At 57.5% G+C, this 25348-nt stretch carries 24 protein-coding genes and 2 pseudogenes; 13 read left to right on the top strand and 13 right to left on the bottom strand.

Going from position 1 to position 25348, the window contains the following annotated elements; genetic code table 11:
• A partial coding sequence (locus tag ACEQWH_RS09355) for a hypothetical protein (RefSeq protein ID WP_370230075.1) occupies positions 1-192 on the top strand: 192 nt, incomplete at its 5' end.
• Between the two features lie 180 nt (positions 193-372).
• Here ACEQWH_RS09355 and ACEQWH_RS09350 read toward each other — a convergent pair.
• From ACEQWH_RS09350 to ACEQWH_RS09320, 7 genes are all read right to left on the bottom strand, one after another.
• Positions 373-1062: an aspartate/glutamate racemase family protein gene (locus ACEQWH_RS09350; protein WP_370230074.1), complete on the bottom strand. Its 690-nt coding sequence runs from the start codon at positions 1060-1062 to the stop codon at positions 373-375.
• A gap of 158 nt (positions 1063-1220) precedes the next feature.
• Entirely contained in the window at positions 1221-1583 is a 363-nt protein-coding gene (gene grxD, locus ACEQWH_RS09345) for a Grx4 family monothiol glutaredoxin (protein ID WP_370230073.1), read from the bottom strand.
• 18 nt (positions 1584-1601) lie between these two features.
• Positions 1602-1889 (bottom strand): hypothetical protein, encoded by a 288-nt coding sequence (locus tag ACEQWH_RS09340; RefSeq protein WP_370230071.1) that lies wholly within the window; start codon positions 1887-1889, stop codon positions 1602-1604.
• Position 1890: 1 nt separating this feature from the next.
• Positions 1891-2121 (bottom strand): BolA family protein, encoded by a 231-nt coding sequence (locus tag ACEQWH_RS09335; protein WP_370230069.1) that lies wholly within the window; start codon positions 2119-2121, stop codon positions 1891-1893.
• A 31-nt stretch (positions 2122-2152) separates the two neighbouring features.
• Positions 2153-2719, bottom strand: a complete 567-nt coding sequence (locus ACEQWH_RS09330; RefSeq protein WP_370230067.1) for a hypothetical protein — start codon at positions 2717-2719, stop codon at positions 2153-2155.
• Positions 2720-4879 carry a phosphoribosylformylglycinamidine synthase subunit PurL gene (purL, locus tag ACEQWH_RS09325; RefSeq protein WP_370230065.1) on the bottom strand — a complete coding sequence of 720 codons (2160 nt, stop codon included), beginning with the start codon at positions 4877-4879 and terminating at the stop codon, positions 2720-2722.
• A 261-nt stretch (positions 4880-5140) separates the two neighbouring features.
• Positions 5141-6046 (bottom strand): LysR family transcriptional regulator, encoded by a 906-nt coding sequence (locus ACEQWH_RS09320; RefSeq protein WP_370230063.1) that lies wholly within the window; start codon positions 6044-6046, stop codon positions 5141-5143.
• Between the two features lie 175 nt (positions 6047-6221).
• On the opposite strand from ACEQWH_RS09320, the gene ACEQWH_RS09315 reads away from it, so the two are divergent.
• The 10 genes from ACEQWH_RS09315 to ACEQWH_RS09270 all read left to right on the top strand — a co-directional run bounded on the left by ACEQWH_RS09315 (position 6222) and on the right by ACEQWH_RS09270 (position 17643).
• Complete coding sequence (locus ACEQWH_RS09315; protein ID WP_370230061.1) at positions 6222-9638, top strand: indolepyruvate ferredoxin oxidoreductase family protein; 3417 nt, start codon at positions 6222-6224, stop codon at positions 9636-9638.
• A gap of 120 nt (positions 9639-9758) precedes the next feature.
• The gene (locus ACEQWH_RS09310; RefSeq protein WP_370230059.1) at positions 9759-10637 is read left to right on the top strand and encodes a lysophospholipid acyltransferase family protein; all 879 of its coding nucleotides are present in this window, start codon (positions 9759-9761) and stop codon (positions 10635-10637) included.
• 26 nt (positions 10638-10663) lie between these two features.
• Entirely contained in the window at positions 10664-11476 is an 813-nt protein-coding gene (locus ACEQWH_RS09305; RefSeq protein WP_370230057.1) for a glutamate racemase, read from the top strand.
• 88 nt (positions 11477-11564) lie between these two features.
• The gene (gene argC / locus ACEQWH_RS09300; RefSeq protein ID WP_370230056.1) at positions 11565-12593 is read left to right on the top strand and encodes an N-acetyl-gamma-glutamyl-phosphate reductase; all 1029 of its coding nucleotides are present in this window, start codon (positions 11565-11567) and stop codon (positions 12591-12593) included.
• Positions 12594-12612: 19 nt separating this feature from the next.
• The gene (gene ccmE, locus ACEQWH_RS09295) at positions 12613-13056 is read left to right on the top strand and encodes a cytochrome c maturation protein CcmE (RefSeq protein ID WP_370230054.1); all 444 of its coding nucleotides are present in this window, start codon (positions 12613-12615) and stop codon (positions 13054-13056) included.
• 94 nt (positions 13057-13150) lie between these two features.
• On the top strand, positions 13151-13759 hold the full coding sequence (locus tag ACEQWH_RS09290; RefSeq protein WP_370230052.1) for a holin-associated N-acetylmuramidase: 609 nt from the start codon (positions 13151-13153) through the stop codon (positions 13757-13759).
• On the top strand, positions 13750-14283 hold the full coding sequence (locus ACEQWH_RS09285; protein ID WP_370230050.1) for a holin family protein: 534 nt from the start codon (positions 13750-13752) through the stop codon (positions 14281-14283). The genes ACEQWH_RS09290 and ACEQWH_RS09285 overlap by 10 nt, the downstream gene beginning before the upstream one ends.
• Before the next feature lie 80 nt (positions 14284-14363).
• Positions 14364-16331, top strand: a complete 1968-nt coding sequence (locus ACEQWH_RS09280) for a heme lyase CcmF/NrfE family subunit (protein WP_370230048.1) — start codon at positions 14364-14366, stop codon at positions 16329-16331.
• Positions 16328-16780, top strand: coding sequence for a cytochrome c-type biogenesis protein CcmH (locus tag ACEQWH_RS09275; protein ID WP_370230046.1), 453 nt, complete (start codon positions 16328-16330; stop codon positions 16778-16780). The genes ACEQWH_RS09280 and ACEQWH_RS09275 overlap by 4 nt, the downstream gene beginning before the upstream one ends.
• A gap of 71 nt (positions 16781-16851) precedes the next feature.
• Complete coding sequence (locus ACEQWH_RS09270) at positions 16852-17643, top strand: enoyl-CoA hydratase-related protein (protein WP_370230044.1); 792 nt, start codon at positions 16852-16854, stop codon at positions 17641-17643.
• 58 nt (positions 17644-17701) lie between these two features.
• On the opposite strand, the gene ACEQWH_RS09265 is transcribed toward ACEQWH_RS09270, so the two are convergent.
• The 3 genes from ACEQWH_RS09265 to gltX form a co-directional block, all read right to left on the bottom strand.
• On the bottom strand, positions 17702-18208 hold the full coding sequence (locus tag ACEQWH_RS09265; protein WP_370230042.1) for a DUF2087 domain-containing protein: 507 nt from the start codon (positions 18206-18208) through the stop codon (positions 17702-17704).
• A gap of 236 nt (positions 18209-18444) precedes the next feature.
• Positions 18445-19740: a citrate synthase gene (gene gltA, locus ACEQWH_RS09260; protein ID WP_370230040.1), complete on the bottom strand. Its 1296-nt coding sequence runs from the start codon at positions 19738-19740 to the stop codon at positions 18445-18447.
• A gap of 81 nt (positions 19741-19821) precedes the next feature.
• Complete coding sequence (gltX, locus tag ACEQWH_RS09255; protein WP_370230038.1) at positions 19822-21225, bottom strand: glutamate--tRNA ligase; 1404 nt, start codon at positions 21223-21225, stop codon at positions 19822-19824.
• A 184-nt stretch (positions 21226-21409) separates the two neighbouring features.
• Between gltX and ACEQWH_RS09250 the strand changes: the two are divergent.
• Both ACEQWH_RS09250 and ACEQWH_RS09245 read left to right on the top strand, forming a co-directional pair.
• Positions 21410-21832, top strand: a pseudogene (locus tag ACEQWH_RS09250) (DUF4131 domain-containing protein); the annotation flags it as partial.
• A 193-nt stretch (positions 21833-22025) separates the two neighbouring features.
• Positions 22026-23336, top strand: coding sequence for a ComEC/Rec2 family competence protein (locus ACEQWH_RS09245; RefSeq protein ID WP_370230036.1), 1311 nt, complete (start codon positions 22026-22028; stop codon positions 23334-23336).
• Here ACEQWH_RS09245 and lexA read toward each other — a convergent pair.
• From lexA to moaC, 3 genes and pseudogenes are all read right to left on the bottom strand, one after another.
• Entirely contained in the window at positions 23330-24013 is a 684-nt protein-coding gene (gene lexA, locus ACEQWH_RS09240) for a transcriptional repressor LexA (RefSeq protein ID WP_370230035.1), read from the bottom strand. The genes ACEQWH_RS09245 and lexA overlap by 7 nt on opposite strands.
• Before the next feature lie 94 nt (positions 24014-24107).
• Positions 24108-25283: a gephyrin-like molybdotransferase Glp gene (glp, locus tag ACEQWH_RS09235; protein ID WP_370230032.1), complete on the bottom strand. Its 1176-nt coding sequence runs from the start codon at positions 25281-25283 to the stop codon at positions 24108-24110.
• Positions 25280-25348, bottom strand: a pseudogene (moaC, locus tag ACEQWH_RS09230) (cyclic pyranopterin monophosphate synthase MoaC); the annotation flags it as partial. The gene glp and the pseudogene moaC, both read right to left, overlap by 4 nt.

Genomic DNA, 25348 nt, shown 5'->3' with positions numbered 1-25348 from the left:
GTCGAATTTGAAACCCCAGAGCAGGCGCTGTTGGTCGGCAAAGAGGCTGAGAGGCAGGGCGTGTTGTTCCGTATTATCGGCGCCGTTTTGGCCATTGCGCCTCCCTACATCTCGACAGATGACGAGATCGACCATGTCATGATGGTGATGCGGGATAGCATCCTGAAAGTGCAGCCCTCGGCAACTGATTGAGGCAGACGTTCACTGGCCTGGCGGAAGAGTCGGCTTTGTCCCGCAATGTGTGGTTGTGGAGCAGGGTCAAATGCGCCGCAAAAAAACCAATGTCCGGTTGGAGGCCAACGTTCTCATAAGTCGAACCGCAGCGAATGACCGCTTTCTGTTTTGAGGCAAATCCAAACCGACGCTCAATCGTCAGTGGAAAGCTTGATCCAAAGCTGCTTCGCAGTGGACCAGGGTAGTGTCGAACACCGGAACCGAGACGTTGGTTTGATTGAGCAGCATGCCAACCTCTGTGCAGCCGAGGATCAAACAATCCGCGCCTTCATCACCAAGGCGGCTTGCAATACGCACATACTCAGCTTCGCTGCTGGGCGTAGTGATGTCCTTGCAGAGCTCTTCATAAATGATGCGATGCGTTTCTGCTCGGTCGGACTCGTTTGGTAAGACCGGCTCAAGACCAGCGTCTCGTAGACGTCCCGTATAAAAGTCTTGCTCCATTGTGAATGCCGTTGCCATGAGACCGGGACGCCGTAGCCCCGCATCACGAATTGCTTGTGCCGTGGCATCAGCAATGTGAAGCAAAGGAATCCCGACACCTGACATCATCTGATCCGCGAGCTTATGCATCGTGTTGGTCGCAAGAACCAGAATATCGGCACCGCCGCGCTCAAGCGCTTTGGCCTCCTCATTCAAGATGTCTCCGGCTCGCTCCCAATAGCCCTTTGCCTGAAGCACTTCGATCTCGGCAAAATCCAACGAACGGATGAGCAATTGGGGTGAATGCAGGCCGCCAAGTCTATCACGGGTGAGCCTGCAGAGTTCGGCATAGTAGAGCTGCGTAGATGCGGCGGACATGCCGCCAAGTATACCAATCGTCTTCAAATCTGCCTCGCCGCGAGTCTCTAATGTTGTGAGCATCATGATAAGGCAAAGCGGACATCAATTGAAGTTCCGCTTCGTCCGCAGAACCGACACACAAAAAAGCTCCCGAAGGTACCCTCGGGAGCTTTCTTTTTTGTAAGTCTCGACAAGACCAGAGCTTACGCGTTCGCCGCGCGGATTTTGTCGGCCATGTCTTTGTCAAATCCGACACCGTTGCTTTCAAACATGGTGTCCAGCTCGCCTGACAGGGTCATTTCGGTGATGATGTCGCAACCACCAACAAACTCGCCTTTGATGTAGAGCTGTGGGATCGTTGGCCAGTCGGAGTAATCCTTGATGCCCTGACGGATCTCGTCGTCAGCCAGTACGTTCACGTCGGTGTATTCGACGCCCATATAGTTCAGAACGCCAGCAACGCGGGACGAGAACCCGCACTGCGGCATCTCTTTGGTGCCTTTCATGAAAAGCACCACGTCGTTGGCTTTAACGGTCTCGTCGATTTGGGTTTTTGCATCAGTCATAAGTGTCTCCGATCGTCTTCACGATGTTTCGTCTTTGGCGCCGTAAAGGCGATGATAATCACGCGCGTAGTTGGCGTCGTCTTTGAAGCTGCGGACCGAACGGTCTGTGGCTTCGGTAAAACTGCCGTTCCAGGAATTGCTGCGATCCAGCGATTGGTTGCGGCGGTTGGCAGCGTCGACGACTTTCATGTCGGTGGCTTCCATGCCCAGCTCGGCGGTTCTGTCCTGAAATTGCGGCTGGCGCATCGCCAGCGGCCGGCGCGGGCCGGGCACAAACAGTGAGAGGATCCGCCGCAGCAGCGACATGTTACTCGGGCGCCTTTGTTGTCAGCGCCAGAGCGTGAAGTTCGCCGCTGTCGATGGCCGCTTTGACGGTGGCATTCACCGCGCGCTGCTGTTGAACCCGGCTCATGCCGCGAAAGCTCTCGTCGACGACTTCGGCTGCGAAATGTGCGCCATCGTCGCCTTGCACGGTGATCCGAGCGTTTGGAAATCCATCGCGGATCAGGGCTTCGATGTCAGAGGCAAGAATGGCCATGCGGGCTCCTATTAAGTGTTTGAGATGTAACTTAGGTCGCGGCCCGAAGGGCTGCAAGGGCCTTTGGATCGTCAAACAGCGATTGAAAGGCGGGAAGGGCGGTGTGATAGAGGTCAAAGACGCCGTCGGTTTCAAGCGCCGTCAGCGTTGACATGGTCCAGCCGTCGTCAGGTTCAGTAAACCCTGATTTCAGCATGTTCACCAGTTGAAGCTGTTCGTCCCCAAGTGGCAAGAGTTCCAGATATTTCACGATCTCAAGCGACTGATGCAGACGGCGCAACAGACGAAAGACTTCCATCATCTCGGGCAAGAGTTCAGGATGCGCGCGCCAATCTGTGCCGCCAAACACGCCCTGAACCGTATGTTGACCCGCGCCAAGGCAATCAAACTTGATACAACCTCCAAACCCTGAGGTGGCAAGATCGTCGTGAATGGCACAGGTGAAAGTCGTTGGGCTTAGGTTGGGGCAGGCGACACCGGCGGGTTTGTCGATTGCGAAATCATCGCCCCGGTCAAAATGCAGCGCCACACAGCAAAGCGAGCTGCAGGCGCTGCAGTCTGTTTTCATATCCGGGTAAGCGAAATCCCCGGTCGTCATTTAGGCGATGGCTTCTGCAAAGCTGCTGCGGAAGGTCTGTGCCAGATCTGCGAGCGGCGCTTCAGAGGCGCCCATGCGGACCTTGTCGCCGGTAAAGCGGCCCACCGATTGCAGGGTCACGCCAGCCTGACCAGCAGCAACCATCAGGGCTTCGGCCTGATCAAAGTTGCAGGCCACCAGATAACGTGCTTGGTCTTCGCCAAAGAGCGTCGCAGTAGAGGCGTCGTCTAGGTGAACACCAACCCCTGCTTGCTCAGCCATTTCAAAGGCCGCAAGCGCGAGGCCACCGTCGGACAGATCGGTGCAGGCCTTGATCATATCGCGATTGGCGCGGATGAAGTCGCCGTTTTTCTTTTCTTCCGCCAGATCGACAGCCGGAGCGTCGCCTTCTTCGCGGTTGAACACTTCGGCCAACAGCGCGGATTGCCCAAGATGGCCGTCGGTTGCGCCGACAACAAGGGCGACGTGACCTTCGCGCGCTTCGCCTGTGATGGGCTCTTCGTCGGCGCTTACCAAGCCCACGGCACCGATGGTCGGGGTTGGCAGGATCGCGTTGCCGTCGGTTTCATTGTAGAGGCTGACGTTGCCTGACACGATTGGCATGTCCAGCGCTTTGACTGCTTCGCCAATGCCTTTGATCGCGCCAACGAATTGTCCCATGATTTCAGGCTTTTCCGGGTTCCCGAAGTTCATGTTGTCGGTGGTGGCCAGTGGCGTTGCGCCCACGGCTGTCAGGTTGCGGTAAGCTTCGGCCACCGCTTGCTTGCCGCCCTCAACAGGGTTGGCTTTGACATAGCGCGGGGTCACATCAGAGGTGAAGGCCAGCTTTTTGTCGGTGCCATGCACCCGCAACAGGCCAGAGCCCACACCAGGACCGCGTGCGGTGTCGGCCATGACCATCGAGTCATATTGGTCATAGACCCATTGTTTGCCCGCATAGTTCGGGTTTGAAATCAGCGCTTTTAGGCCGTCAATCGGGTCGATTTCTGGCACATCACCAAGGGCTTCTGCCGCTGGTGTTTCCACCCAGGGGCGGTCGTATTCTGGCGCGGTGGAAGACAGTTTGGACAACGGCAGGTCTGCTTTGACCTCGCCATTGTGCAAAATAAGGAAGCGGTCTTCGGCGATGGTTTCACCGACGATGGCGAAATCCAGATCCCACTTTTCGAATACCGCGCGGGCGTCTGCTTCGAGCTCTGGTTTCAGAACCATCAGCATCCGTTCCTGAGATTCAGACAGCATCATTTCGTATGCGGTCATGTTCTCTTCGCGCTGTGGCACGTCTTCGAGGTTAAGCTTGACGCCAAGCCCGCCTTTGTCGCCCATTTCCACGGCAGAGCAGGTCAAGCCCGCAGCGCCCATATCTTGAATAGAGATTACCGCGCCGGTGGCCATCAGTTCGAGCGTGGCTTCCATCAGACGCTTTTCGGTGAAGGGGTCGCCGACCTGAACGGTTGGACGTTTCTCTTCAATGGTGTCGTCAAATTCCGCTGACGCCATGGTTGCTCCGCCAACACCGTCGCGACCGGTTTTTGCGCCCAGATAGACGACCGGCATGCCGACGCCCGAGGCCGCAGAATAAAAGATCTTGTCCGCATCCGCCAAGCCAGCGGCAAAGGCATTCACCAGACAGTTGCCATTATAGGCCGGATGAAAGCGGACTTCGCCGCCTACGGTTGGCACGCCGAAACAGTTGCCATAGCCGCCGACGCCCTCGACGACGCCGTTGACCAGCTGCTTTGTCTTGGGATGTGAAGTCTCGCCAAACGACAGAGAGTTCATCGCCGCGATTGGACGCGCGCCCATTGTAAAGACGTCCCGCAGAATGCCGCCAACGCCTGTGGCTGCACCTTGATAGGGTTCAATGTAGGACGGGTGGTTGTGGCTCTCCATTTTGAAGATAACCGCTTGTCCGTCGCCAATATCAATCACGCCCGCGTTCTCGCCTGGTCCACAGATCACCTGCGGGCCTTCGGTTGGCAACGTGCGCAGCCATTTCTTTGACGACTTATAAGAGCAATGTTCGTTCCACATTGCCGAGAAAATGCCCATTTCCGTGAAGGTCGGATCCCGCCCAAGAATGTTGATGACTTCGGCGTATTCATCTGGAGTGAAGCCGTGCGCGGCGATGACCTCATCTGTGATGATCGGATCTTGCATTCGGAGAACCTCGGTGCTGGAGCTGGCGTTGCGCGCTCTTTACGCCATGGTTGCCTAAAGGGGAAGGGGCTATGCGCGCGCGCGATATGCCAAAAAAAAGGCCGAGCAAACAAGCTCGGCCGAAGTCCAACAGGGAGGTATGAAGATGATGAGCGATTATGCAGTCATCGTCTTCGAAAGTTGAAATAAGTGGCACTGTGCGAATTTTCAAGAAAAACCACGCTGCACTCGCAGCAAAGCCGATATGCAGCGATTGCATACCTATAGGTTTCCCTGTTCCTTCATGTGCTTACGGCTGATGGCGATCTCTTCTTGGACGAAGTCACGGAAGGCCTGAATGCGCTTGGAGTGGCGCAGTTCTTCGGGATAGGCCAGGTAAACTGGGATTTCCTGGCTTTGCACTTCGGGCAATACGCGCACCAGTTCCGGGGATTCCTCGACAATATAGTCAGGCAAAGCGCCGACGCCGAGATCGTGAAGAACCGCCTGCAACACGCCATAATAGTTGTTCACGTTTAGGCGCGACTGAATGTTGTTGGTCAACAGCGTCTGAATCATGACAGCACCGGCGGACACCTGTTCAGAGCCCGGATTCTGACAAATCAAACGGTGATCCGCCAAGTCCTGTGGCATCTCTGGCGTGCCGTTTGCGTCCAGATAGGCTTGGGTTGCATAGAGGCGCATGCTGACGAACATCAGGCGTTTGCGGATCAGATCGGCCTGACTGGGCTCTTTCATGCGGATCGCGCAATCGGCTTCGCGCATCGGCAGGTCCAGCACCCGTTCTTCTAGCATCAGGTCGATATTCAGATCAGGGTATTTTTCATAAAGTTTGTGCAAGCGGGGGGCCAGCCACATGGTGCCAAACCCAAGCGTTGTCGTGACGCGCAATTCGCCAAAGACTTCTTCTTCGCTGTCGCGAATGCGCGCAGAGGCCGCATCCAGACGTTTTGCCATGGCCTTGGTGGCATCAAACAGCAGCTCACCCTGTTCGGTCAGAATCAAACCGCGTGCATGGCGGTGAAATAGAATCGTATTCAGGCTTTCCTCAAGCGCGCGCACCTGACGGCTGACCGCCGATTGCGACAGATTAAGCGTATCACCTGCGTGAGTTAGGCTGCCAGCGTCCGCAACCGCGTGAAATATTCGAAGCTTGTCCCAGTCCATATCCGCAACTTTCCATGTGCTTGACCCATACCTAGGCGAATTTCTGGAAAAACGAAACAATGTGACGCGAGGTTTCAAAAAAACCTCACAAATAACTGTTTCGTAGGTCAGTAATTGTGACCTAACCTTAGGCTATATTAAGTCTGTAGCCAAGTGTTGGGAGGCACCAAGCCCCATGAGCATCCAAAAGGTTTCCCTGAAGGATAAGTTTGATCTGTCAAAGAAGCAGATCCTGTTAAATGGTACCCAAGCCCTTGTTCGATTAATGCTAACCCAGAAGGCACGCGATGTGTCGGCTGGTCTGAACACCGCCGGATATGTCACCGGCTATCGCGGCTCGCCTTTGGGCGCAGTGGACAGCGTTATGATGAAAGCCACGCCCGAGCTGACCGAGGCGGATGTGCTGTTTCAGAGCGGTTTGAACGAAGATCTGGCCGCCACCCAGCTTTGGGGATCCCAGCAGGCCGAGCTGCGCGGCGAAGGCAAATACGACGGCGTCTTTGGCCTTTGGTACGGCAAAGGGCCGGGGGTTGACCGCACTGGTGACGCGATGCGGCATGCCAATATGGCAGGCACGTCGAAACATGGCGGCGTGCTTATGGCGCTTGGGGATGACCACACGGGCGAAAGCTCGACGGTCTTGCATCAATCCGAATGGGCGCTGGTTGACGCCTATATGCCCGTGGTTTCCCCCGCAGGTGTGCAGGAAATCATCGACTATGGTCTTTATGGGATTGCCCTGTCGCGCTTCGCAGGCGTTTGGGTCGGTCTGAAAACCATGAAAGATACGATCGAGGCGACGTCGGTCATCGATGGCTCTTTGGACCGCGTCAAATTGGTCGAACCCGATTTTGATATGCCCGAAGGTGGGCTGAACATCCGTCTTGGCGACACGCCCCACGCGCAGGAAGCGCGGATGATTGATTACAAACGCTTTGCCGCAGAAGCCTTTTCTCATGCCAACAAAATGGACAAGCGCATGTGGGGTAAACCCGGTGCAAAGATCGGTTTTGTTGCCGCGGGCAAAAACTGGCTCGACCTGACGCACGCCATGTCCTTGCTGGGCATTGACGAGGCCGAGGCAGAACGGTTGGGGATCACGACTTACAAGGTCGGGCAGGTGTTCCCATTGGACATGAAGGGCTTTCACGATTGGGCCGAAGGTCTTGATCTGATTGTGATTGTCGAAGAAAAACGCAAGCTTATTGAAGTGCAGGTCAAGGAAGCGATCTTTGATGATCGTCGCGGCCGCAGGGTCTATGGCTGGTATAAAGGCGGCGCGGGACAGATGCATCGCGAAGAGCTGTTCCCGACCCGCGATGCGTTGAACCCGATCATGATTGCGCAGAAAATCGGCGAGATCCTGATCGAAGAAGAGCGCAATACGGACAGCATCAAGAACGGATTGGCGCTGTTGGACGAAGCACGCCGGTCAGACAACGCCGAGGATATTACCGCACGGGTGCCGCACTTCTGTTCGGGCTGCCCGCACAATTCATCCACGCGTGTGCCAGAAGGCAGCCGCGCCTATGCGGGGATCGGCTGTCACTACATGGTTCAGTGGATGGACCGCGAGACCGATGGCTTTACCCACATGGGGGCCGAGGGTGCCAACTGGATCGGCGAGGCGCCGTTTTCAAACCGTGAGCATATTTTCCAGAATTTGGGCGATGGCACCTATAACCACTCGGGTGTTCAGGCGATCCGCGCGGCTTTGGCTGCGGGCACAAATATCACCTATAAGATCCTCTATAACGACGCCGTCGCCATGACGGGCGGGCAGGCCAATGACGGCGATCTGGACGCACCTAAAATCACCCGCGAGCTGATCGCCATGGGCGTGAAAACAGTGGTCGTGGTCTATGATGAAAAAGAGGACGTTGTCCAAAGCGCGTTCCCGAGCGGCGTGCCGTTTCATGAGCGTGCCGAGATGATGTCGGTGCAAGAGAAACTGAGCAAAGTCAGCGGTGTATCGGCGATTGTTTATGTTCAGACTTGTGCTGCCGAAAAACGTCGTCGCCGCAAGCGCGGCACATTCCCAGACATCGACAAACGCGTGTTCATCAACACAGACGTCTGCGAGGGCTGTGGTGATTGCGGCGTGCAATCCAACTGTGTGTCGATCGTTCCGGTGGAAACCGAACTGGGGCGCAAGCGTGCGATTGATCAATCCAGCTGCAACAAAGACTTCTCTTGCGTGAACGGCTTCTGCCCGTCCTTTGTGACACTCAAAGGCGCAAAGCTGCGCAAAGAGGCGGCCCGCGATATTGAGCTGCCTGACATGCCAGATCCCAAGATCAAGCCCATCGAGACCACCCATAACGTGGTGATCACCGGCGTCGGCGGCACTGGCGTTGTGACCATCGGTGCGGTGCTGGCGCAGGCTGCCCAGATCGACGGCAAAGCAGCCGGCATGATGGAGATGGCAGGGCTGGCGCAAAAGGGCGGTGCGGTGCATATCCACTGCCGTCTGGCCGAAACGCCAGAGGCCATCAGCGCGATCCGCGTGGCCACCGGCGAATGTGACGCGCTGATCGGTGGCGATCTGGTCGTGAGTGCGGGTGCCAAGACGCTTGGCCTGACCTCTGCTGGACGCACAGGTGCGATTGTGAACAGTCACGAGATCATCACCGGTGAATTCACCCGCAACACGGAATTCCAGATCCCAGCAGATCGCCTGACCTTGGCACTTGAGGCGCGCCTGCGCGACGGGCTTGCTCTGTTCAACGCCAGCGAACTTGCGCGCGTCGCGATGGGTGACTCGATCTATTCCAACATGATGATCTTTGGCGCGGCCTGGCAGAAGGGGCTTGTGCCGATCAGCCATGGCGCAATCATGTCGGCCATCGAGTTGAATGGCGCGGCCGTTGAGCGCAACAAACGCGCCTTTGAGCTGGGCCGTTGGGCGGTGCTTTATCCACAAGAGGTGTCGACGATGTTGGCCCCGAATGTTGTGAAGCTGCCTGCAACGCTGGACGAGAAAATCACGCATCGTGAACAGCATCTGGTGGCCTATCAAAACAAGGCTCTGGCTAAGAAATACCGTGCCATGGTGGATGGGATTTCTGATGTTCGGATGAAAGAAGCGGTTGCTAAGGGCTATCATAAGCTCTTGTCCTATAAGGATGAATATGAGGTCGCGCGCCTGCATCTGGATACGGTCAACAAGGCCAAAGACCAATTCGAAGACGGCTTTGACGTAGCCTTTCATCTGGCGCCGCCGTTGCTGTCCAAAGAAGGGTCAAACGGGCGTCCGCAAAAACGCGAGTTTGGCGCAGGCATGATCCGGTGGTTCAAACTTCTGGCGCGTCTTAAGTCCTTGCGCGGCACGCCGTTGGATCTGTTCGGGCGCACCGAAGAACGCAAGATGGAGCGCACTCTGATTGCTCAATATGAAAGCGACATGGCGGAAATCCTGAAAGACAATTCAGAGAACGCCAGCGACGAGGCCATCGCCCTTGCCGAACTGCCTCTGCAAATTCGCGGCTTTGGGCCGGTAAAGGCCGCGAACGAAGCCAAGGCTGCCAAGCGCCGCGAGGAGATTTTGGCGGCGATCCGCACACCAAATCGGCAGAAAACAGCCGCGGAATAGCGGTTGGCTGCGACGGATTGTAATGATTACGTTACATGTCGCTTTAATGACTAGGAAAGGTGGCGTCTTGCGATTATGTAGGCGCCACCTTTGCCAATAGTCTTGAGGATGAGACCTCTCATGGCCAGCAATCGCGCCGTTGTACGGGACATCAGCTATGCCCATTCCGCCGCTACAAAAGGCGGTCGGACCCTTATTCGCGTTATGGAAAACACGACAGGCCGTATGCGCCTGATCCGCCGCGCGAAAGGCTATGAGGACGAAGTCGCACAGGGGCGGGATTTTTGGCGTGTCATGGTGGAACGCTATGGCCTGAGCCTAGAGGTAACCGGCGGCTCGCTCAGCAATATTCCGGCGGACGGGCCGTTGCTGCTGATTGCGAACCATCCCTATGGCATTCTGGATGGCCTGATGATGGGGCATATCCTGTCTGAAGTGCGCGGTGATTTCCGCATTCTGGCGCATCAGGTGTTTCGCAAGGCCGAAGATCTTAATCGTATCATTTTGCCGATCAGCTTTGATGAAACCAAAGAGGCCATGAAGCTGAACCTGCAGACCCGCAAGGAAGCCCTGCGGTATCTGGCGGATGGCGGTGCGATCGGGATTTTCCCTGGTGGCACTGTCAGCACAGCAGAACGCCCGTTTGGCGAGCCTTTAGATCCGGGCTGGCGCGGGTTTACCGCACGTATGGTTGCGAAATCCGATGCGGCCGTTGTGCCTGTTTTCTTTGATGGCACCACTTCGCGTCTGTTTCAGCTGGCCAGCCATCTGCACTACACATTGCGCATGGGGTTCCTGATCCGCGAATTCAAAAAGCGGGTTGATACACCTGTACGTGTGGTCATCGGGGAGCCAATCTCGCCCGTGGAACTCGACAAGCGCCGCAAAGACACCAAAGCCCTCATGGACTTCCTGCGACAGGAAACTTATGCTTTATCACCAAGACCCCTGGCCACTGATGCCTATGGGTTTGAGTTTGAGAATAAGTACAAGGCGTAAAGCCTGCCTCAAGAGGGCTTGAGCATATGGCAGTTGGAATTTTCGATAGCGGTTTAGGTGGTTTGACGGTGCTGGATGCTGTGTCCAAGACCTTGCCAGACGTCCCCTTTGTTTACTTCGGTGACAACGCACATGCGCCTTACGGGGTGCGGGATGCGGATGATATCTATGGTTTGACCACCCAAGCGCTTGAGCGGATGTGGGACGAGGGTTGCGATCTGGTGATCCTGGCCTGCAACACGGCAAGCGCTGCGGCATTGCGGCGGATGCAAGAAAGCTGGCTGCCTGCAGAGAAACGCGCATTGGGCGTTTTTGTGCCGTTGATCGAGGCGCTAACAGAGCGGCAGTGGGGCGATAATTCGCCGCCGCGTGAGGTCGAGGTCAAACATGTGGCGTTGTTTGCAACACCCGCCACCGTGTCCAGCCGTGCCTTTCAACGTGAACTGGCGTTCCGGGCCATCGGTGTGGATGTCGAGGCGCAGGCCTGTGGCGGCGTCGTAGATGCCATCGAAGACGGCGACATGATCCTGGCCGAAGCTTTGGTGCGCAGCCATGTCGATGCGTTGAAACGTAAAATGCCAACGCCGCAGGCGGCCATTCTGGGCTGTACGCATTATCCGTTGATGGAAGACATTTTTCAGGACGCGCTTGGCCCTGACGTCAAAGTTTATAGTCAGGCGAGCCTCGTGGCAGACAGCCTTGCGGATTATCTGACCCGTCACCCTGATATGCAGGGCGCGGGCGGTGACAGCAAATTTCTGACCACGGGTGACCCGGCGCGGGTCTCGGTGCGCGCGACCCAGTTCTTGCGACGAAAGATCGAGTTTACTGCTGCTTGATCCTGCGCGTCGCTGCGCATAAAACCCCTAAAAATAGACGCCAAAGCGCTATTCGCGCCACGGCGACCAGTTATGAAAGAGGTCTGATATGACCCATAAAATCGCAATCCTTGGCGCGTCCGGATATACCGGCGCCGAGTTGATCCGGATCATCGCCACCCATCCCAGCATGAAAATCGTGGCATTGGCGGCCAATTCCAAGGCCGGCAAACCGATGTCTGAGGTGTTCCCGCATCTGCGCCATCTGGACTTGCCGGATCTGACTACGATTGACGACATCGACTTTGATGCCGTCGATCTGGTGTTCTGTGGCTTGCCCCACGCAACCAGTCAGAAGGTCATCAAGGCGCTGCCTGATACCGTCAAAGTTGTTGATTTGTCTGCCGATTTCCGTCTGCGGGATCCAGAGGAATATGCCAAGTGGTATGGCGGCCAACACGATGCCGTCGAGCTGCAGGGCGAGGCGGTCTATGGGCTGACAGAGTTCTACCGCGAACAGATCAAATCGGCACGGCTGGTGGCAGGTACTGGCTGTAATGCCGCGACCGGTCAATTTTTGCTGCGCCCATTGATCGCGGCGGGTGTGATTGATCTGGATCAGATCATTCTGGACCTGAAATGCGCGGTGTCCGGTGCGGGGCGGTCGCTGAAGGAAAACCTGCTGCATGCCGAACTGTCAGAGGGCTATAACGCCTATGCCGTTGGCGGAACCCATCGGCACCTGGGCGAGTTCGATCAGGAATTCAGCGCCATCGCGGGGCGTGAGGTGAAAATCCAGTTCACACCGCATCTGCTGCCTGTGAACCGGGGCATCCTTGCCACCGGATATGTGCAGGGCGACGCGCAAGAGGTCTATGACACGATGGTCGCGGCCTATCAGGATGAGCCCTTCATCGAAGTGCTGCCCTTTGGCGAGACCCCATCGACCCACCACGTGCGTGGATCGAACTTCTGCCACATCGGGGTGACCAAGGATCGGATCGACGGGCGGGTGATACTTGTTGCCGCACTCGACAATTTGACCAAGGGCTCCTCTGGACAAGCGGTTCAGAACGCCAATCTTATGCTAGGAGAGGCGGAGACAGCCGGGCTGATGCTCGCGCCGTGTTTCCCGTAGACCAGCGCAGGAGGGCCAGATGAAGGGCCTGAAAAAGCAAAGACGGATCCAGATCATTGTCGCAGCACTGGTGGCACTTGTCGTGTCCACCGGGTTGATCGGCTATGCCATGCGCGACGGGATCAATTTTTTCCGCTCGCCATCGCAGGTCGTGGCCGAACCGCCGACCCCGAACGAAGTCTTCCGTATTGGCGGACTGGTCGAAGAGGGCTCTCTGATACGCGGGCAGGGTGATACCGTGACCTTTTCCGTCACCGATGGCGGTGCTTCGGTGCCGGTCAGCTTTGCTGGTGTGTTGCCTGACTTGTTCGCAGAAAACCAGGGGATGGTTGGACAGGGTCGCTACATTGATGGCGTCTTTCAAGCCTCTGAAATTCTTGCCAAACATGACGAGACCTATATGCCCAAAGAGGTCGTAGACGCCCTGAAAGAGCAAGGCGTCTATAAAGGCGAAGACAGCTAATTCCTGAACCGTTGCGCGCCCCGCGCGCGCAACATGCGGTGTGATTTAATCCTTCGACCCAAGCCTTGCACGCATCAAACTATGCGAGGCTGGAATGGACGTCAGACAAATTGCTAAACAGATTGTCGCCCGCGAAGGCGGCTATGTGAACGACCCAGATGATCCCGGTGGGGCGACGAATTTTGGGGTGACGCTGGGCACGCTGAAACACCTTGGGCTGGACGTGACGCAAGATGGGCAGATCACAAAGGATGATGTCAAAGCCCTGACGCCTGAACAAGCCGTCGAGATCTTTGTGCGTGATTATTTCCAAGCGCCTCGGATCAACGAGTTGCCGCCCGGTTTGCAGGCCTCGGTGTTTGATATGTTCGTGAACGCCGGCGCCAATGCGGTGCGTATCCTGCAAAGATTGCTGAACGACATGGGGCAGGCGGTGGAGGTCGATGGGGTGATCGGACCCAAGACGTTGGACGCGGTCGAGGCCGCTGCCGCGCTTGCTCCGGATCATCTGAGTGACGCCTATTGCATCGCGCGGCGAAATTATTATTTTCGCATCGCGGACGATGCCCCGAAGCTGCGCAAATTCGCCCGCACAAAGGCGGGTGGAAAGGGCGGCTGGATCCGCCGCGCCGAAGAGTTCATCTCGCCGCGGTATCACCTAAGCCTTCAGGAATTTGAAGCGCGGGTTGCGACATGGGGTTGATGGGGCATCTGTTGGATCTGATTTTTGGCGGTGGACGCAATGCGCTCACCGAGACCGCCGAGGTGTTTCGCGAGAATGCCGAGAAAGGTGCCAAGCGTCACCACGGATTAAGGCAGGCGACACTGGCGCAGTTTGGCCATGAATTCCGCCGCAAGAACCGCTCGGGGTTTGATCGATTGATGGACGCAATCAACCGCTTGCCGCGTCCTTTGATGGCTTTGGGCTGCATCGGCTTATTTGTCGCAGCGATGACCGACCCGCTGTGGTTTGCCGCGCGAATGCAGGGGATCGCCTTGGTACCTGAACCTCTGTGGTGGTTGCTGGGCGTGATCGTCAGTTTCTATTTCGGCGCGCGTCATCAAGCGAAAGGCCAGCAATTTCAGAGGGATAGCGCGCAGAACCTTGCGCAGGCCGTTCAGGTTGCCGAGGCCGTTAGGCAACTGGAACGAATAAATGATCCCGCCAAAAGCCCGATTTCTGAGGCAAACCCCGCGCTTGCAGACTGGCGACGTGCACAAAGTTAGCGCGGGCTGACGCGCGACATCTGCCCCTTTGTCGGGAAATTGAATTGGCGCGGGCGTCCACCAGACCTATATCTGGGCGCATGATAGTAGAACTCGGTCACTTCGCGTTGATTCTTGCGGCTGTAACAGCCGTGGTTCAATCCATCGTTCCTTTGGTTGGGGCTCATTATCGCTGGAGCGGCTGGATGGCCTTGGGCGACACGGCGGCGACGATCCAGTTTGTGCTGACCTCGGCGGCCTTTGCGGCGCTGACCTATGCCTTTGTGGTCAGCGACTTCTCTGTGCATTTGGTCTACGCCAATTCACATACGCTTAAGCCGATGATCTACAAAATTTCGGGCGTCTGGGGGAACCACGAAGGGTCGCTGTTGCTCTGGACCCTGATCCTGACGTTGTTTGGTGCCTGTCTGTCGTGGTTTGGCGGCAACCTGCCTCCGACGCTCAAGGCGCGTGCGTTGGCGGTGCAATCCTCAATCGCGGTGGCGTTTTTCGCCTTTATGATCTTCACCTCCAACCCGTTTATCCGCATGGATTTGGTGCCGTTTAACGGTCAGGATTTGAACCCGCTGTTGCAAGACGTTGGCTTGGCGTTGCATCCGCCGTTTCTGTATCTGGGCTATGTGGGCCTTTCGATGGCGTTTTCCTTTGCGGTTGCGGCCTTGATCGAAGGGCGCGTGGATGCAGCCTGGGCGCGCTGGGTCAGGCCATGGACGTTGGCTGCTTGGATATTCCTGACCATCGGCATCGCGCTTGGATCGTGGTGGGCCTATTACGAATTGGGCTGGGGCGGGTTCTGGTTCTGGGATCCGGTCGAAAACGCCTCTTTCATGCCGTGGTTGTTGGCTGCGGCCCTTTTGCATTCGGCCATCGTTGTGGAAAAGCGCGAAAGCCTGAAGGCCTGGACGATTTTGCTGGCTATTCTGGCGTTCGGGTTCAGCCTGATTGGAACCTTCATCGTGCGGTCGGGCGTTCTGACCTCGGTGCATGCTTTCGCCAATGACCCAGAGCGCGGTGTGTTTATCCTGATCATTCTCGCGGTCTTCTTGGGCGGTGCCTTGACCCTGTTTGCTGCCCGTGCCGCGGTGCTTGAGGCGAAGGGTGTCTTTGGTGTTGTCAGCCGCGAAGGGATGCTGGTTGTGAACAACATCCTTTTGGCGGTCGCCTGTTTCGTGGTGTTTATCGGCACGATCTGGCCGCTGGTCGCCGAGCTGTTTTTTGACCGCAAGCTGTCAGTTGGGCCGCCGTTCTTCAATATGGCCTTTACGCCCTTCATGGTGGCCCTTGGGGCGCTGTTGCCGATTGGGGCCATGACACCATGGAAACGCGGCAAGCTTGGCCGTATCGCGCGCCCGTTGGTGCCTGCGTTGGTGCTGGTTGTCGCAGTGGCAGGGTTGATCTGGGCGATGCAGACAGAGCGCACGTTGTTGGGCCCCATCGGGCTGTTGCTGGCCAGCTGGATGGTGCTTGGCGCGGTTCTTGATCTGTGGAGCCGCACCGGACGCGGCGACAGGGCTGCACGCCTGCGTCGTCTGGGCAAGCTGCCGGGTGCTGACTGGGGCAAGGCGATTGCGCACGGCGGGCTGGGCGTGACGATGTTTGGCATCGCAGGGCTGACCGCGTGGGAAGTCGAAGACATCCGCGTTGTGCAATTGGGCGAGGCCTTTAGTGTCGGCCAATACGAGATGGTTCTGGAGGATGTTCAGGACGTAGAAGGCCCCAATTATCTGGCCACCACCGGCACCGTTCGCGTGACGCGCAATGGCAGCGACGTTGTGGTGCTTTACCCCGAAAAACGCATCTATCCGGTGGCGCGCATGCCCACGACCGAAGCCGCGATCGACTATCGGTTCTTGCGCGACATTTATGTGGTGTTGGGCGATGCGCAGGACGACGGCGGCTATACTGTGCGCAGCTATGTAAAGCCGTTGACCAACTGGATCTGGTTTGGCTGCATCCTGATGGCACTGGGCGGGCTGGCCAGCCTGTTTGACCGTCGCTATCGCGTGGCGTCTGGAGCGCGCAAATCAAAGGCGGTACCGGCGGAATGAAACGGCTGATTTTCTTGCTCTGGCTGATTGCAACGCCGCTATACGCTGTGGAGCCGGACGAGGTCTTGCCCGATCCGGGCCTTGAGGCGCGCGCGCGGTCGCTGTCGCAAGAATTGCGCTGCCTTGTCTGCCGCAATGAGAGCATTGATGAATCCAACGCCGAGGTCGCGCGTGATCTACGATTGCTGGTGCGCGAGCGGATCATGGAAGGCGACGCGGACGACGAGGTTCTGGCCTTTGTTGTGCATCGCTATGGTGAATATGTTTTGCTGAACCCGCGCGCGGATGGGGCCAATCTGGTTCTTTGGGCGGCAGGGCCTGTTATGCTGTTGATCGCGCTGGCGCTTGGTCTTGGCTATGTGCGTCGCCGCAGTCAGGCCAGTGTCACCGGGTTTCGCGCTCTAAGTGATGAAGAAAAACGACGCCTTGAGGAAATCCTTAAGGAATGACGCTGGGTTGCCCTTCACTTCCTTCGCGCTGACCTTATTTTGACCGCAGACAAGGCGACGGAGGCCTCTTTATGGAATATCAAGCGATCGATTTCAGTGTGCAGGACGGCTATGCACAGATCACGCTCAATCGCCCCGAGAAGTTGAACGCGATCAACACCCAGATGCGGGCAGAGATCACGCATGCTGTGCGCGACGTATCCCAGAACCACGAAAGCCTTGGCGCACGTGCGCTGGTGCTGACAGGGGCTGGCAGAGGGTTCTGCGCCGGTCAGGATCTTGGCGGGCAGGGGTCTGTCGCGACCATGGATCTTGAGCGCGTGCTGCGCGATGAGTACACGCCCATGCTGCGCGCCATTGTGGATTGCGAGGTGCCAACGGTTGCCGCCGTGCACGGCGCTGCTGCCGGAGCTGGTGCGAATTTGGCCCTGATCTGCGACGTGGTGATCGCGTCTGAAAGTGCCTATTTCATGCAGGCCTTTACCCGCATTGGCTTGATGCCCGACGCCGGGGGCACCTTTATGATGCCGCGTCTGGCCGGAAACGCCAAAGCGATGGGCGCTGCATTGTTTGCAGAAAAGATTTCCGCGCGTCAGGCGGATGACTGGGGCCTGATCTGGGAAGCGGTGTCTGATGCAGAGTTTGATGCCCATTGGAAAGCCCGCGCGGCGCATCTTGGGGCAGGACCAAGTGGTGCGTATTATGCTTTGAAACAGGCAATCCGTGCGACGTGGGACAATAATCTGGACGATCAGCTTGCGCTGGAAGCAAAGCTGCAGGGCAAATGCGGAAAATCGCGGGACTTTCAAGAAGGCTCGGTTGCGTTGTTTGAAAAACGTCCTGCGGCCTTTGAAGGGCGCTAAGGCTCGCTGTATTGAAGTTACCATGAAAAAGGCCGCCCTGAAGAGGCGGCCTTTTGCGTCAGCGCATCAATAGCGTGCGCAGGAACAGATGCACGTCGTCGGGTGGCTTGCGTTCTATCCTGCGATAAACAGACCCGTCGATTGTGCGTTTCATCAACCCGTTCTCGATCAATGAGCGGCGGATTTGCACGTGGTCCCCAAAGGTGGATTGCGCCTTAAGCACAGCGTTCACCTGCGCCTCGCTCAGATCCTGTTTTGCGGGCAGGAACCGCCAGATGGCCCAAAGGCACAGGGTTTGCACCTGCCTGCGCCGTGGCCAGCCTGACATGCGCCCCTGCGCGTCCATGAACCTTAGAGCGCGTTGTGAGTCTTTGCTCAGGCGCACGGTCGCCGTGGGCTGCGTTTGGGCTTTGGCGTGCTGGGTGTTCTTATAGCCTGCCGCACGCGCAACAAGGCTCATCAGCTTTGCATGACCCGGTGCGGGCTCTGCCTCCAGCGATCTGCGCAGGGTTTTGGTGAATAAGGAAAGGTCCGCGATGTAAAGCGGGGTAAGGTCTTGGGCCATAACAGCATCCTTCAGACGCGTGCGTCTCTTGACAGAGGTGGTGGTCGCCCTTGCCAACTGCACGACGTGGGATGTGCGGTTGTTTTTTGTCTCACAGGTTTAGCTTGGCCGATCTCGGCTGGCGACGCCTGGGTGAACTGCGGACCCTGACTCAAGACAAACCAGAATTGGCTGCCCAGCTCAAGAAAAAAGGCCGCGCAGAATGCACGGCCTTTCTGATGTGTTGCGACGCGGACTTAGCGGTTTTCGATGTCCGTATAGTCGCGCTCGGTTTCGCCCAGATACAGCTGGCGCGGACGGCCGATTTTGTTCTGTGGATCTGCGATCATCTCTTTCCACTGGCTGACCCAGCCAACAGTCCGGGACAGCGCGAAGATCGGCGTGAACATAGAGGTCGGGAACCCCATCGCTTCCAGAATGATGCCGGAATAGAAGTCCACGTTCGGGAACAGCTTTTTCTCGGCAAAATATGGATCCGCCAGAGCCGCTTGTTCCAGCTCTTTTGCTGTTGCCAGGATTGGGTTGTTCTCAACGCCCAGCAGGTCCAGAACTTCGTCTGCGGACTGTTTCATAACCGTCGCGCGCGGGTCGAAGTTTTTGTAAACGCGGTGGCCAAAGCCCATCAGACGGAACGGATCGTTCTTGTCTTTCGCGCGGGCGATGTACTCGGGAATACGGTCAGGTGTGCCGATTTCCTTCAGCATTTCCAGACATGCTTGGTTCGCACCACCATGCGCCGGACCCCAAAGACATGCGATCCCTGCCGCGATGCAGGCAAACGGGTTCGCACCAGACGAAGAGGCCAAACGCACAGTCGATGTAGACGCGTTCTGCTCGTGGTCCGCGTGCAGCGTAAAGATACGGTCCATCGCACGGCTGAGGATCGGGTCGACGTTGTATTCTTCGGCCGGAACAGCAAAGCACATGTGCAGGAAGTTGGAAGCGTAATCCAGATCGTTGCGTGGATACACGAACGGCTGGCCGATCGAGTATTTATAGGCCCATGCCGCAATCGTTGGCATCTTCGCGATCAGGCGGTGGGACGCGATTTCCCGCTGAACCGGGTCATTCACATCGGTGCTGTCGTGATAGAATGCAGACATCGCACCAGCCACGCCGGTCATAATCGCCATTGGGTGCGCATCACGACGGAAGCCACGGAAGAAGTTCACCATCTGCTCGTGCAGCATTGTGTGACGTGTGATGGTGTTTTCAAACTGCTCCAGTTCTTTGGTGGACGGCAGTTCACCGTACAGAAGCAGATAGCAGACCTCTAGGTAATGCGATTTGCCTGCCAGCTGGTCGATTGGATAGCCACGGTGCAGCAGTTCGCCTTTGCCGCCATCGATGTAGGTGATGGTGGAGTCACAAGACGCCGTAGAGGTGAAGCCTGGGTCATACGTAAAGACACCCGCCTGGCCGTAAAGCTTGCGAATATCAAGAACGTCGGGGCCCGCAGTTGGCGAGTAGATCGGCAGATCGTAGGACGCATCCCCAATGGTCAGCGTCGCGCTTTTTGTGCTGTCGGTCATAAATTTCCCTTCCTCGGTAGGCACCTGGGCGCAGATCGCCCGGGGCTCTTTTACACATAGGCAAGGGCCGTTGACCTTGCCTTAATCAGCCGCTGCGTCCTGCAGCCGAGCGATAGATTCGTCCCGGCCCAATACGAGCAACATATCAAAAACACTTGGTGTCACAGCCTTGCCAGCAAGTGCCGCCCGTAGCGGGCCGGCCATCTTACCGAACTTAATCTCTTTAGCCTCTGCAAAAGAACTGGTGACTGCCTCAAGTCCATCTCGTGTCCAGCTAGCATTTTGCAGCTGCGGCGTCAATTCGCTCAGTATACCACGGGATACATCATCAAGATTTTTTGATGCTTTTTCATCTGGCTGCAATGGGCGTTCTGCAGTGATAAATGTAGCTTTTTCAAGGAGTTCTGGGAAAGTCTTGGCGCGTTCTTTCAAACAGTACATGCCGGTCTGTAACAATTCCGTTGTGGCTGCGTCAAACGGTTGCACACCCATAACGTGTTGAAACTCTTTCAATTCATGCAGCAGCGCGGCATCGTCAGAGCTGGCAATATGCTGGCCGCAGATGTTTTCCAGCTTTTTAAAGTCAAACCGCGCCGGAGATTTGCCGATGCCGCCCAGATCAAACCAGTCTTTGGCCTGCGCATCGGTAAAAAATTCGTCATCTCCGTGACTCCAGCCCAGACGCGCAAGATAGTTGCGCATGCCTGCGGCCGGATATCCCATTTTCTGATACTCTTCCGCACCGGTTGCGCCATGGCGTTTGGACAGCTTTTTGCCGTCTGGCCCAAAGATCAGCGGAATATGCGCATAGGTTGGCAGATCCCAGCCCATCGCCTCATAGATCATCATCTGACGCGCTGCGTTGTTGAGGTGATCGTCGCCGCGAATAACATGGGTCACGCCCATGTCGTGGTCATCGACGACAACGGCGAGCATATAGACCGGGGTGCCATCGGACCGCAGCAGAACCATGTCGTCCAATTGGGCATTTGCGATTTTCACATCGCCCTGAACCTCGTCGCGGATGACGGTTGTGCCGTCCTGCGGGGCTTTGATGCGCACGACATAGGGGGCATCCGGATGGCTGGCACTGTCCGCATCGCGCCAGGGGCTGCGGAAGAGGGTGGATTTTCCGTCGGCCTTGGCCGCATCGCGGAAGGCCTGAATTTCGTCTTGTGTGGCAAAGCACTTATAAGCCTTGCCCTCGGCCAAAAGCTGCAGCGCCACTTCGGCATGACGGTCTGCGCGCGCGAACTGGCTGATGACATCGCCATCATGGTCCAGGCCCAACCACGCCATGCCCTGCAAGATCGCATCGGTCGCCTCTGGCGTCGAGCGCGCGCGGTCGGTGTCTTCGATCCGCAGCAGGAACTTGCCCCCGCGTCCGCGGGCATAAAGCCAGTTGAACAACGCAGTGCGCGCGCCGCCAATGTGAAGAAAGCCCGTCGGAGAGGGCGCAAAGCGTGTGACAACAGTGGCGGACATAAGCGGTTTACCCTTCAGTAACCAAGAGTGGCATAGATTTTGAGGCCTACTTATCGCCCAGAGGGGGGCAGAACAAGTGCTCCGGATTGTCTCGGTTTTTGAAACTGCATTGCGGGGTCAAAGAGGCAGTTTGTTTTACTGGTGCCCCGTATGTCTGGCGATTGGGATCGGGCTGTATTTTTCGATGCGATCAGAGCCGGATCGCCTGTTGATCCTCGGCTTGGCGGGCGCGGCGGTGCCCTTGCTGGTTTGGGCCGCGCGTGATGTGTCGGGACTTGCGGCCATTCCGACCGCTGCCTGTCTGGTGATTGCCGGCCTTTGTCTTGCAACATGGCGCGCTAACGACGTCGCGGCGCCGCGGCTTGATCTGCCTTATAATGGCCTTGTGGCTGGGCGTGTCGTGGAGGTGGATCGCTCGTCATCTGATGTGCTGCGGATCACGTTGGATCGGATCGCGATGTGGGATCTTGGCGCGCGCGCGCCGCCGGACCGCGTGCGGATCTCCTTGCACGGAAAGGCTGCTGCATTTGAACCCACTCCTCTGCAACGCATTGAAATGCGGGCGCGTTTGTCGCCGCCCTCTGGGCCGGTCGAACCCGGAGGCTTTGACTTCCAGCGCCACGCCTGGTTCCTGAAGCTTGGCGCGCTTGGCTATACACGCAGCCCGCCACAAGAGGTCGCCCGATCGGCCGTCGGTGGCGCGCGTGCGGTTTGCCTTGTCCGAAGGGATCCGGCAGCACCTGAAAGGGGACGTTGGTGCGGTGGCTGCTGCGATTACGACAGGGGATCGGCGTCATCTGATGCAGGGCACGACAGAGGATCTGCGCACCACCAACCTCGCGCATCTGCTGGCGATCTCGGGGTTGCACATGGGGCTTTTGGTGGGGGTGGTGTTTTCCGGTCTGCGCTATGTCATGGCCCTGTCACCCTATGTGGCATTGCGCGTGAACGTTAAGAAATGCGCGGCCGTGGGTGCGCTTGTTGCGGCGGCTGTCTATTTGGCACTTTCAGGGGCAAGCATCGCCACCGAACGCGCCTTTGTCATGGCGGCTGTCGCATTGGTGGCCGTGTTGCTGGACCGGCGCGCCATCTCTATGCGGTCGGTTGCCATCGCCGCTCTGATCGTGCTTGTGTTGCGGCCAGAAAGCCTGTTGTCGCCCGGGTTTCACATGTCGTTTGCGGCGACAACGGCGTTGGTCTGGGTGTTTTCGATGCTTTGGGCGCAATCGCGCTGGCCCGGTCCTGCATGGATCAAGCCGATCATGGCGGTGACGCTAACGTCATTTGTTGCAGGGGCCGCGACGGCCCCATTCGCGGGCGCGCATTTCAATGGGTATGCGGCCTATGGTCTGCCCGCAAACTTGCTCGCGGTGCCGATCATGGGGGCGGTGGTGATGCCTTCTGCTGTTGTTGCCCTGTGCTTGGCGCCTCTGGGATTAGAGGGGCTTGCGTTGACGGTCATGGGCTGGGGGCTGCAATGGATATTGGGAGTTGCGTCGTTTTTTGCAGACCTTGAGGGGGCTCGCCGCGCGGTTGTCGCACCACCTGCCGCCGTGTTGCCGCTCTTCACGTTGGGCGCATTGTTCGTGATGCTCTGGCAGGGCAGGCTGCGCGCGGTTGCGCTGGTGCCTGTGATCGTGGCGGGCGCGTTATGGCTGACGTCGACGCGACCGGATCTGCTGGTGGATGAAAGCGGTAAGCTTGCAGGGGCTTTGACTGAGGCTGGCCGTATCGTCAGCAAACCGCGGGGCCAAGGGTTCGCAGCGCGCGTCTGGCTGGAAAATGACGGCGACCCAACTGAGCAAAAAGAAGCGTTTGCCAGAGCTGACCGCCGTGACCAGGACCACCCTTTTGCGCAGCTTGGCGGCTTTGACGTCTGGGTGCTGTCAAAAAAAGATATTCAAAAACAAAGCCCTGACTGCGTTTCTTCAGATATCCTGATCGCGGCTTTGCCGATTGAAACGGGGTTGCCATGCACCGTCTTTGATCCAAAAACTTTGGCCAGAACCGGGGCTTTGGCCATCACCGTCCGCAACGGCAAGTTGGTCGTGACATCGGTGGCAGATCGGCGAGGCGACCGATTGTGGTCGCCGCCAGATCAGCGTCAATAACTGCGGATCAAGCCAACTAGCTTGCCCTGAACGCGGACCTTATGATCGGGCAGGATCCGTGTTTCATAGGCAGGGTTAGCCGCCTCAAGCGCGATATTAGTGCCCTGACGCTTAAAGGTTTTCAGCGTGGCTTCTTCTTCTTCGATCAAGGCCACCACAATGTCGCCATCCTGCGCCACATCCGAGTCCTTGATGATGACCACATCGCCATCATTGATGCCTGCGTCGATCATCGAGTCGCCCTTGACCTCAAGTGCGAAATGCTTGCCCGCAGACGAGAGCATCGAGCCGGGCACTGCGACGTGATCATGCACATGGCTGATCGCCTCGATCGGGACGCCAGCGGCAATTTTACCCATAATCGGCAGCTCTTGCGCCGCAAGTCCCTTGGGAAGATCGGGCATCTTTGGTTCTGGCTTGCCGCCATCAATCACCTGAGGCTGAAATCCAGCAGGGGCCATGTCATCGGGGAATTTCACGATCTCGATGGCGCGGGCACGGTGGGCGAGGCGGCGGATAAAGCCGCGCTCTTCCAAAGCAGTGATCAGACGGTGAATGCCCGACTTTGACCGCAGATCCAGCGCATCTTTCATTTCGTCAAAGCTGGGTGGAACGCCATCGCGTTGCAGCCGTTTGTGGATGAACTCCAGCAAGTCACGTTGTTTCTTGGTCAGCATCCGCTCGCCTCCAGAAAAACCTAGGGATTTGCGTTTGTTCTATCTGTGTTCACGTTTTGTGTCAAGTGTTGTGGCTTTGTTCTCGAAATTGCCCCTAGATCGGGATGTATTTCAGAACGCTTCCCGCCGGTTTTGCCGGATCGTTGACTGGGCGGATCGCCAGCGCATTCGCGTCCGACAGAACCGTCAAAAGTGCGCTGTCTTGGCGTTCAAAGACGGTCAGTTTGCCGTCTTGCAGGCGCGCGCGCATATAGTGTTCACGTTTGCCATTTGCCGAGATGTCATGCGCCAGTGGCGCCTCTGATGCAGCGGCGGGCGCTGCGCCCAGCCCCAACATGGCGCGGATCACCGGGGCCACGAACACCGTGCCGCAAACCATCGCAGACACAGGGTTGCCCGGCAGACCGATCATCATCGCGCCCGTTGCCAGACGCCCTGCCATCAGGGGTTTGCCCGGACGCATTGCGATTTTGTAGAAGCTGCGCTGCATGCCTAGATCGGCGGCCACTTGGCCCACCAGATCATGGTCCCCGACCGAGGCACCGCCAATGGTGATCACCAGATCCACGTCGTCGCAATGTGAAAAGGCCGCGCGCAGGCTGGCCTCGGTGTCACGCGCAATGGGCAAAAGGCGTGTGTCGCAGCCCATGTCTTGCAGCATTGCCTGAAGGCCGAAGGAATTCGATGTGATGATCTGATCTGGGCCGGGGGTGTCTCCGGGCATCACCAGTTCGTCGCCAGTTGACATGATGGCGACCCGAGGGCGTCGCGTAACCGGCACTTGCGCAATGTTCATCGACGCCAAAAGCGCAATGTCGTTAGGTCGCAAAACTCGTGGCGCATCAATGGTTTGGCCGTCTTTAAAGTCGCTGCCTTTGGCGCGCACATAAGGGGCTTGGTCCAAAGTGTCTTTCAGCGTGATGACGTCAGCCGTGCGTTCGACGTCCTCTTGAATGATGATGCGATCTGCGCCCTCTGGAACCGGCGCGCCGGTAAAGATCCGCACAGCCTGACCAGCAGAGACCTTGCCATCAAATCCATGGCCCGCGGCGGCTTCGCCGATCACGGTGAACTGCGCGCCTGCGGAAACTTCGGAGGCTTTGACAGCATATCCGTCCATGGCAGAGGACGAAAACGGAGGCTGATCGCGGCGCGCGGCAACCGGGTGTACCAGCACGCGGCCATTGGCTTGCGCCAGGGAAACGGTTTCAGATGGCAGTGGGGACGCTAGGTCAAACAGATGTGCGAGCGCCTCGGTGACCGTAATCATTCGGCCTCATAGCGGCCCGATTTGCCGCCATCCTTCAAAATCACGCGAATGCCACCAATTTCCAT

The sequence above is a fragment of the Cognatishimia sp. genome (assembly GCF_964229375.1).
Classification (GTDB): Bacteria; Pseudomonadota; Alphaproteobacteria; order Rhodobacterales; family Rhodobacteraceae; genus Cognatishimia.
Note: the sequence above shows the minus strand (reverse complement) of the source record. Positions and strands in the feature narration are given on the sequence as shown.